The sequence below is a fragment of the Lichenihabitans sp. Uapishka_5 genome, assembly GCF_033947565.1.
GTDB lineage: Bacteria > Pseudomonadota > Alphaproteobacteria > Rhizobiales > Beijerinckiaceae > Lichenihabitans.
This window is the reverse complement of the sequence record NZ_JARPVX010000122.1, coordinates 1-7891: the sequence shown is the minus strand read 5'-3', so window position 1 is coordinate 7891 and position 7891 is coordinate 1. Positions and strand designations below refer to the sequence as shown.

17 protein-coding genes are annotated in these 7891 nt (G+C 63.6%); 4 read left to right on the top strand and 13 right to left on the bottom strand.

Annotation, left to right across the window (positions count from 1 at the left end; translation table 11 throughout):
* The 6 genes from P7D22_RS21535 to P7D22_RS21510 form a co-directional block, all read right to left on the bottom strand.
* The coding region (locus P7D22_RS21535; protein WP_319936313.1) for a hypothetical protein at window positions 1-303 on the bottom strand (303 nt) is incomplete at its 3' end.
* Window positions 300-1283: a replicative DNA helicase gene (locus tag P7D22_RS21530; RefSeq protein ID WP_319936312.1), complete on the bottom strand. Its 984-nt coding sequence runs from the start codon at window positions 1281-1283 to the stop codon at window positions 300-302. The genes P7D22_RS21530 and P7D22_RS21535, both read right to left, overlap by 4 nt.
* Before the next feature lie 90 nt (window positions 1284-1373).
* On the bottom strand, window positions 1374-1736 hold the full coding sequence (locus tag P7D22_RS21525) for a DnaB-like helicase N-terminal domain-containing protein (RefSeq protein ID WP_319936311.1): 363 nt from the start codon (window positions 1734-1736) through the stop codon (window positions 1374-1376).
* Window positions 1737-1738: 2 nt separating this feature from the next.
* Entirely contained in the window at window positions 1739-1954 is a 216-nt protein-coding gene (locus P7D22_RS21520; RefSeq protein WP_319936310.1) for a hypothetical protein, read from the bottom strand.
* On the bottom strand, window positions 1951-2988 hold the full coding sequence (locus tag P7D22_RS21515; protein ID WP_319936309.1) for a hypothetical protein: 1038 nt from the start codon (window positions 2986-2988) through the stop codon (window positions 1951-1953). The genes P7D22_RS21520 and P7D22_RS21515 overlap by 4 nt, the downstream gene beginning before the upstream one ends.
* Entirely contained in the window at window positions 2985-3209 is a 225-nt protein-coding gene (locus P7D22_RS21510; protein ID WP_319936308.1) for a hypothetical protein, read from the bottom strand. Before P7D22_RS21510 ends, P7D22_RS21515 begins: the two co-directional genes overlap by 4 nt.
* On the opposite strand from P7D22_RS21510, the gene P7D22_RS21505 reads away from it, so the two are divergent.
* Complete coding sequence (locus P7D22_RS21505; RefSeq protein ID WP_319936307.1) at window positions 3208-3939, top strand: DUF4145 domain-containing protein; 732 nt, start codon at window positions 3208-3210, stop codon at window positions 3937-3939. The genes P7D22_RS21510 and P7D22_RS21505 overlap by 2 nt on opposite strands.
* 52 nt (window positions 3940-3991) lie before the next feature.
* Here P7D22_RS21505 and P7D22_RS21500 read toward each other — a convergent pair whose 3' ends face one another.
* The 5 genes from P7D22_RS21500 to P7D22_RS21480 form a co-directional block, all read right to left on the bottom strand.
* A complete protein-coding gene (locus P7D22_RS21500) occupies window positions 3992-4231 on the bottom strand; it encodes a hypothetical protein (protein ID WP_319936306.1) in 240 nt (79 codons plus the stop codon).
* A gap of 7 nt (window positions 4232-4238) precedes the next feature.
* Window positions 4239-4520 (bottom strand): hypothetical protein, encoded by a 282-nt coding sequence (locus P7D22_RS21495; protein WP_319936305.1) that lies wholly within the window; start codon window positions 4518-4520, stop codon window positions 4239-4241.
* Complete coding sequence (locus P7D22_RS21490; RefSeq protein ID WP_319936304.1) at window positions 4520-4759, bottom strand: hypothetical protein; 240 nt, start codon at window positions 4757-4759, stop codon at window positions 4520-4522. Before P7D22_RS21490 ends, P7D22_RS21495 begins: the two co-directional genes overlap by 1 nt.
* Window positions 4740-5165, bottom strand: coding sequence for a hypothetical protein (locus P7D22_RS21485; protein WP_319936303.1), 426 nt, complete (start codon window positions 5163-5165; stop codon window positions 4740-4742). Before P7D22_RS21485 ends, P7D22_RS21490 begins: the two co-directional genes overlap by 20 nt.
* 222 nt (window positions 5166-5387) lie before the next feature.
* Entirely contained in the window at window positions 5388-5606 is a 219-nt protein-coding gene (locus tag P7D22_RS21480) for a transcriptional regulator (protein ID WP_319936314.1), read from the bottom strand.
* An 81-nt stretch (window positions 5607-5687) separates the two neighbouring features.
* On the opposite strand from P7D22_RS21480, the gene P7D22_RS21475 reads away from it, so the two are divergent.
* The 3 genes from P7D22_RS21475 (at window position 5688) to P7D22_RS21465 (ending at window position 7279) form a co-directional block, all read left to right on the top strand.
* A complete protein-coding gene (locus tag P7D22_RS21475) occupies window positions 5688-6371 on the top strand; it encodes a helix-turn-helix domain-containing protein (RefSeq protein WP_319936302.1) in 684 nt (227 codons plus the stop codon).
* Between the two features lie 66 nt (window positions 6372-6437).
* A complete protein-coding gene (locus tag P7D22_RS21470) occupies window positions 6438-6977 on the top strand; it encodes an antA/AntB antirepressor family protein (RefSeq protein WP_319936301.1) in 540 nt (179 codons plus the stop codon).
* An 8-nt stretch (window positions 6978-6985) separates the two neighbouring features.
* Window positions 6986-7279, top strand: a complete 294-nt coding sequence (locus P7D22_RS21465; protein WP_319936300.1) for a hypothetical protein — start codon at window positions 6986-6988, stop codon at window positions 7277-7279.
* A 136-nt stretch (window positions 7280-7415) separates the two neighbouring features.
* Here the strand turns inward: P7D22_RS21465 and P7D22_RS21460 are convergent, their stop codons facing one another.
* Window positions 7416-7553, bottom strand: coding sequence for a hypothetical protein (locus P7D22_RS21460; protein ID WP_319936299.1), 138 nt, complete (start codon window positions 7551-7553; stop codon window positions 7416-7418).
* Complete coding sequence (locus tag P7D22_RS21455; protein WP_319936298.1) at window positions 7550-7789, bottom strand: hypothetical protein; 240 nt, start codon at window positions 7787-7789, stop codon at window positions 7550-7552. The genes P7D22_RS21460 and P7D22_RS21455 overlap by 4 nt, the downstream gene beginning before the upstream one ends.
* Window positions 7790-7891: the final 102 nt, after the last annotated feature.

Here is a 7891-nt window from a genome sequence, read left to right as displayed (position 1 = left end):
AGGGGTCGGGATTGGACGCGAAATGGGGGTCGTCGTTGGAAGCGATTTGACAGCCTTGACCTTCAGCCACTCCGAAACGACGCGACCGAACCCGGCCAAATGGGCGAGCTCGATGTCATCGTTCGGTAGGCTGGCGGCCGGCACTTGGTGCCAGGAGGCGCACCAGAGCAGGACGGCGGATCGGAATTCTTCCCCGGTGACCAGGGCCGCGATGCGGCTGTCACGCAGGCGCCGCACGTCGAGCGGCATGAATTGGTAGTCGGCGAGGTCCACGAACGCGGGCACGAGCGGGGCAGGGCTCATGGCTGCCCTCGTGCCTGGTCGGCCATCGTCGAGAAGGCCATGTCGCACCACAGGTGCACGGTCTCTGTCGGCCCGGCCCGGTTCTTGGCCAGGATGATCTCGGCCTTGTTCCTGGCCTCGACCCACGCCGCCACAGCGTCATCCTTCTGGGCGATGAAGTCGGGGCTGTTCTCGATGTGGACGGACTCGCGGTGGAGGAAGGCCACCACGTCGGCATCGGCCTTGAGGTCGCCGGACTCGCGCAGGTCGGACAAGATCGGGCGCTTGTTCTCGCGGGTTTCAAGCGCGCGGTTGAGCTGCACCAGCAGCACGATGCAGACGCCCTCGTCCTTGGCGATCTGCTTCAGCGAGTAGCTGATCTCGCCAACCTCATAGACCCGGTTGCCCTTGTAGCGGTCGCTGGCCTGCACCTGCTTCAGGTAGTCGATGAACACCACGTCGAAGGTGTGGCCCCGCGCCGCCATGCGGGCCTTCTCGGTGCGGACCCGCACCCGGATGTCCGCAGGCGTAAGCCGCGACGGTACGTCGATGACAAGGAGCATGCCGCCGAGGCGTTCCGCCACCCGCTCGAGGCTGAGAATGCCCTGGTGCTCGACCACCTGGCTCATGATGCTCTTGAAGTCGACGCCGCCGCGGCCGGTGTGGCTGAGATCGGCCATGATGCGGGCCATGATCTGTTCCCGGCCGACCTCGAGCGCGAAGCCGAGAACGCCGGCCCCGCGGTGCGCCGCCCGGTTGGCCGAGGCCACGAAGAAGGTGGTCTTGCCGATCGCCGGCCGCGCGCCCAGCACCCAGAGGGTGCTCGGCATGTAGCCGTTTGTCGCCTTGTCGAGGCTGTAGAACCCGGTCGAGACGAGGCGCGCCTTGCGCTTGCCCTCCTGGACCTCGCGCAGGCGGCCGATGATCGCACCAGCTTCGGTCAACGGGTCGAGGCGCGTCGCCTGCATGGCGTTGGCCATGATCGGGTTGAGCCGGGCCACCGCATCGCTGGCGATCGCCGCAGGCTTTACGGAGGCCGGCAGGTCATAGGCCTGTTCCCGCAGCTCGGTCGCGACCTCGATGACGAAGCGTCACTCTGCCAGTTCGCGCACGCCGCGGGCATAGTCCTTGGCCATGATCGGGAGTGCGGATTCGGTGCAGATGCGGGCGATGTATTGCGAGAGGCTCACGCCCTGGGCGATCTCGGGATTGCCGAGGTAGGTCTGCAGGGTGTGGGAGGTCGCGGCCTGGCCGGCACCGATCAGCGTCTTGGCGACGTCGAAGATCCGACGGTGGATCTCTTCCGAGAAGTCGGTGGTGTCGAGGATCGGCGCAACGACGTCGAGGACGTCGTTGCGGATCAGCAGCGAGCCCAGAAGGCTCTGCTCGAGCTCCACGTTGCTCGGTGGTGGCCGCGAGGCGTCAGGAGCCATGGCGTAAGTGTCGCGCGCCATGGTCAGGGCCGGCCCGTGAAGGGGTCGCGGAGCGCGTAACGCTGCGGCGATGACAGGAAGACGTCCAAGAAGGCCTTCCAGGCGTGCCCGGCCGCGATCCCGTCGCTGACCTTCATGGTTTCCTGGCAGCGCTGCGCCGCCGCCTTGTAGGCCTGGAACCGTTCCTCGACGATCACCTCGTCCGGGCGGACGCTGACAAGCTCCACGATGGTGCTCATGCGCCGGCTCTCCTTTGGTCGAGGGCACTCCGCCCCGGTCCGGGCAGGTCCCCCAATTCGACGATGCGTGAGGTCGGCCGCCGGTCGATCATCGGGCCGCCAGTTGCGGTCCGGCTGATGCCGGCGATGATTGGGCCCGTGCTGACGGGCGGCGCAGCGCGCGGCGCGGGCGGCACGTAAACCGGTGCAGCCGGCACGCTGGCCAGCTTCGGCGCCTGGCGCTTCGGCATCTTCTTCGAGGCCTTGAACCAGATCGAGGCCAGGGCTCGCCACACGGGCACGCAGTGGGTCGCGGCGAACAGCTTCGCCTCCTGCTCGCCCCAGTCCGGCAACGACAGGATGGCGGCCGTGATCATCTCGGAGTCGATCTCGCCCGCGAACTCGGGCGTGGTCAGCAAGTGTTCGGCGGCCCGCAGCTGCACGGCGCTGACGGGCGCCGCATCAGTGTTGGCGATCGCGGCCAGGATCCGCTCGACGTCGCCCTGCTCATAGCGGCGGAGCAGGGCGGCGATGGTCTGGATCGCGATGGTCTCGCGGGGTTTATAGGCGTCACGCGGCGGCGGAGCGCGCAGGAGATTGATGCCGTAGGCGGCGCACATGGTGCCGAGCCGCACGGCATCGGCATCGCCCGCCAGCACCTTGGCGGCGTGGAGCTGGGCGTAGCTCAGCGCCAGCCGGTCCTTGTTGACGTTCACGAACAGCCCGGCCCGGTCCTGAATCTTGGCCGCGTCGACGATCATGATCGGCACCTCGGCGATACCGAGCGAGGCGGCGGCGATCAGGCCGTGCTGGCCGTCAACGGCCTCGAGTCCCTCATCGGTCCAGACACAGATCGGCAGGCGCCATAGCCGCCAATCGAAGCTCCCGTAGATGGTAGCTATCAGCTTGCGGCCGCGCTCGCCGATGCTGCGCTGGTAGCGGTCCTCGACGCGGATTTCGGTCGGGGCGATCCAGGTGACCTCGGGGCGCTCACCCTGGGGCGGGACCGGGGTGACGCCAAGGATCTTGATGGGGGCGATTGGGCGCTTGGTCATGAAGGTGAGCCCTCCTGCCGCGCCAGTCCGGCTTCCGCCGATCGCATCTCCTGGGCGGCCACGACCTCGGCGATCAGCGCTAGCACGATGGCGTCTTGCCTCCCCGTGGAGGCCACTCGATAGTGGTCGAAGAGAAGACAAACCCGGTCGGCGACACGCATACGCGCGGTCGATTGCACGAGGTCGATTGCCTGGGTCAGAGCTGAAGGGTCGTTACGCATGGGCATACTCGTCCACACGTGTCCGCATTGCCGGACGGAGCGCATTGCTCTGGAAATCGGCGGCGAGACTGTCCAGGGAGCGACGGAATACTCGCGTAATGCGTTCTTGAACTGCCCCAAGTGCAAGCAGCCAAGTTGCGCAGTGTTTTCGGTGATCGTTCGCAAGCCTTTCGGCGTAGTCGGACAACAGTCGAACAATCCCGCTCACAACATGGACTTGATGAGGCGCGCGGTGAACCAGCAGGGGGTTCCTGCGAACGGAGATCCCACGGACCAGAATTGGGACCTGACTTCCCTGTGGCCAGAAGTGCCGAAGCCTCGGCTGCCCGACAGTCTGCCCGATGAAGTCGCGAAAGCTTTCCTGGCGGGTGAGCGGAACTACCCGCAAGAAAATATGGAGGAGGCCGCTGCCGGATCGTACCGGCGTGCGCTTGATGTCGGCACTAAGCATCTCGCCAACGAGATGCCGGACGCCGACGATTTTGCACGACAGCAACTGAACAACCGCATCGAAATGTTGCGTGCAAGAGGTCGGTTGACACAGGACCTCGCTGACTGGTCGCATCAAATCAAGGGCCTCGGCAATGAGGCCATGCACGCGATGGACGGCATCACGCGCGAGGAGCTGACCGCGTTGCGCGGCTTCACCGAGCTCGTGTTGACCTACCTGTTCACGCTGCCGGGCATGCTGGCGGCTCGGAAGGCCGACGCTGATAAAGCGAAGTGCTGAGGCGCTCTGAACTGCGAGCCGACCGCGCCCTTGCCGGGTACGATCGGCCGCTTCACCATCGTGGGTGCGAACCGAACCGATGGGTGAAGACATGAATGATGACGCGGATCCGTTTAGCATCGACGTGATCGGGATCGAGAGAAAGCCAGCTCGGGCCGGCTTCCACGAGGAAGGAACCGTGATCGTCATGTTTGAAATTCGTCGCCGCAGGCTGCGAGTTGAATTTCCAACGGCTGTGTCGGACGACGTGGACGATGCCGATGTCATCCGAACAGCCAGGGGGAACTTGCACGAGCGCTTCATGGAACTGGCCGCACAGACGAAAGCGTGGGCTCAACTTCCCGCCGGGTCGACGGAGCCCATCGGCTCAGGTCCGGATCGGCAGGGTGACGCCTGAAGCGCATCGGCCAGATGCTCTCGACCAGGATGCGAGCTTCGGCCGTGGAGAGTCGGCCAGCGTTCGTCAGCTCAATCACGAGGTTGATGCCAAGGCAGACGCTGACCGGCGGATCGCCATAGTCCGAATCGTCGAGGCTTTCCTTGCGAGCCAACATGACAAGGAGTTCGGCGTAGGAGGCCATCACTGCACCTCCTCCCGGCTGAGGCGGTGAATGGCGACCTGGATCAACTCCACCCCAAGCCACCCGGCCTCTCCGAGACCGAGGGCCAACACGGCCGCAACGATGACCAGCGTAATCCGCGACATGCGCCGGTCGCTCGGCAGGGCCAGCCACGGCGCGGTGAGCGCGACGAAGCCGGCCGCCTGCCGCATGACGTGCCGGGCGACGGACGTGCGGAGATCAGCGAAGAACGGCTTCAAGGGCGCTGATCCTGGTGATGAGGTCCTGGAACTCGGCGCGGCCGAGGGTGACGGAGGCGGGCTCGATGACGAGGTGCTTGGCGGCGTCCATGGCGCGCTGGTGATCGACCCGGGCCTGCTCCTGGGCCAGGAAACGGCGGTAGCGTTCCTGGAAGTCGAACACGGCGGCGGCCGACCAGGCGCCCGAGCCGTCCCGATACCAGGCCGACTTCAGCCGCCACCAGCTGGGCCGGCCGAGGTTGGTCCACGCCTGCTGAAGCTGCGCCTTGACGCTCATGCCGGCCGCGATCCGGCCAACGGCGCCATGACTGATCGTGAACAGTTCCTCCTCGATTTGGGTGGCGGTCACGTCATACCCCGGCGCGCGATAGGCGAGGTGGATCGAGGGCGAAAGCTTGTCGGACATTTCCGAAACTCCTGATGCGATGGTGAGCCATCGACAGGGTTCGGGGAGACGGATGGGGATGGGGACTGACCGGCGCGGAGGTCGGGCAGCGATGAGTGTGGGCAGCAGCCGACGACGATGCTGGGGAGCGGGCGCGTCGGTGATGCTGTTTGTGCAAGGTCAACCATGGTTTGGAGGCCGTGCTTTGATTGCTCAAAGGGTGATGCGCGCCGACGACAAACTTCAAGCACAACGCCTTTCTTTGGCAGGGGCGGGATACAGGTCGGGACGAAGCTCGTGTCGCGGCACGCCTGTAAGCCTTTCGACCTCCAGAACACGCAGTGGCGGCACCATTTTCCACTGCGATAGCGCCTGGGCGGTGATGCCTAAAAGAGATGCCAAACGACGGGCGGTCTTAGTGGACCGGACAGCCGCAATGAGTGCTGGATCTCTTTCGCTCATGGAGGTGAAGTATAACTTCATGATGCGGAGTCAAGTAGCGGTTTATGGACGTAGTGTCAGGCTGAGCTTTATATGTGAAGCATGATCGACAGCGCACGCATCAAACAGGCACGTACGGACAAAGGACTGTCGCAGCGTGAACTCGCAGAAGCGATGGACGTCAGTGTGCAAGCAGTCTCGCAGTGGGAGCGTGGCAAAACGATCCCTGAATATTCTCGTTTCAACATGCTGGCCAATATTTTAGGAGTTTCTCGAAATTGGCTTGAAGGAAGTGATGCGAATAAAGAGAACTTTACTATTGAGACCAATGGAGAGAAAAACTTCAGGGTTCCTGTTTTGTCGGACATTGCGAGTTCAATAAACTTCAGCCCATCGATAGTAGCGTCTCCAGACGCTCAACCATCTTATCTAGGAACAATATCGACAAAAAAAGCCATAGGTCAGGCTTTTTCATTCTATAATAAGGACTCATCACTTGGTTTAGACATTCAGGTCGGAGATCTGCTTGTTTTTGACAATGGAGTTATTGCCGAAAAAGGCGACTACATACTAATTTTTAATTATTTGAACTGGATAGATACTATGTGTGTGCGAAGACTGGACTCCGTCATTGCTAGTGAGGGATCTCCCTTTCCGACTATTATGCTCCGACATCCAGGGCAGGCTGAGGGTGCATCTGCCTTCGGAGGTTCCGGCGTTCCTGCATCCATCATTGCTGTGCTGATTGAAATTCGCCGCTACCCACGGGAAAAGCGGAAGACGTGAAGCGAAGATTGACGACGATAATAAAGTGTTGCTTTATACCCCTCGTCACCACCGACGAGGCCTACCGTGCCCGAATCCTTTGCCCCGCTCCCGCCCATCACGAAGACCGCCATAGGCGGCCGCACCATTCCGACCGTCGACGCCCGCAAGACGCATGCCTACCTGGGTGTGGGCCGCGACTTCTCGACCTGGATCAAGGATCGCATCGCCAGCTACGGCTTCGTCGAGGGCGAGGACTACGTCAGCTTTGAGGATCTGAGCTCCCCCGTTTCGGGGAGCTCAAAGGCTCGAGATCGGGTGACGACCGAGTACGCCCTGACCCTCGATATGGCCAAGGAACTCGGCATGGTTGATCGCTCGCCGCGAGGCCGGGCCATCCGACGCTATTTCATCCGGTGTGAACGCAAAGCGCAGCAGCGCGCGCAAAAGCCGCTGTCCGCCATTGCCGAAGACCGCGCCCTGAAGCGCGTCCGCGAGGCGCGCCTGTCGCTCGGCATCCAGGCAGCGCAGCAGGTCTGGCGCGAGTCCGGCCTCGCGATCCCCAAAGGCTTCGAGTTGCCCGAGCAGCCTGACCTGCTCGACCGCGCCAGCGGCCAGAAGCACTGAGGCGCGCGATGACCGACATCCCCGAACCCCAACGCCTCGCCTGGACGCAGATCAAGTTCGTGCGTCAGATCCAGGACCTCGCCGTGACGATCGTCGCGTCCGATGAGTCGCCGTCTCCCGAATACATCGTGCTGATCGTCGGCCCACCGCTTGGGATGTCCGAGGTGACCCGATGCGACCGGTCGGCGGGCGGTGCGCTTGCCGCGATCATCGACAAGGCCGACCTCGTCGCTGACGTGCTCGAGATCGCGGAATGCAGCTGGGCGCCCCCGGCCGAGGCTGAGATTGGGAGGCCCGCATGACGGCCTTCCACAAACCCAGCGGCTTCGGGGTTGCGATTATGGCCGGCCTCGGCCTGCTGATCGTCCTGGTGTTCCTCGGCGGCTGGGCGTTTGGCGAATGAGCGCGTCAGCCGTCGTCGACCGACCGCAATGCCTCTTACTCGCCCGGCAGATGAGGGGTGCGTCCGAACCGCTGATCGAAGGCGTGCACCCGGTGGCGCACCCACATGGCAACGCCGCCGAAGAAGACCACGACGGCCGCCAGGATCTCGAGCTGTTCCTTGTTGAGGATCATTCCTCGCTCCTCAGCAGCCGGAACGTCAGGTGCGCCATCAAATGTAGTGTGAACGCGACGAAAAGCAAAATCAGGGTGTCGGCCGACGCAAGGGAGCCGGTGTGGTTCACGCCCGGCACGATAATCGCGGCACCGAGGATGGCCAGCGCGACGGCGTTCAGGCTCGTCGCGCTCAGCTTCACGCTTTCGTTGTTCCGCTTGGCGGCGAGCCGCCTACGGGCATCCTCGTTCTTCACGCGCCGACCGGCCTCCACGGCGCCGTCCTAGCCCGGATCCGCCAAGCTGAGGGTCCCCCGGTTTCTCCTCCAGTTTCAGAGTGAGTATCCGGCGTTCATTCG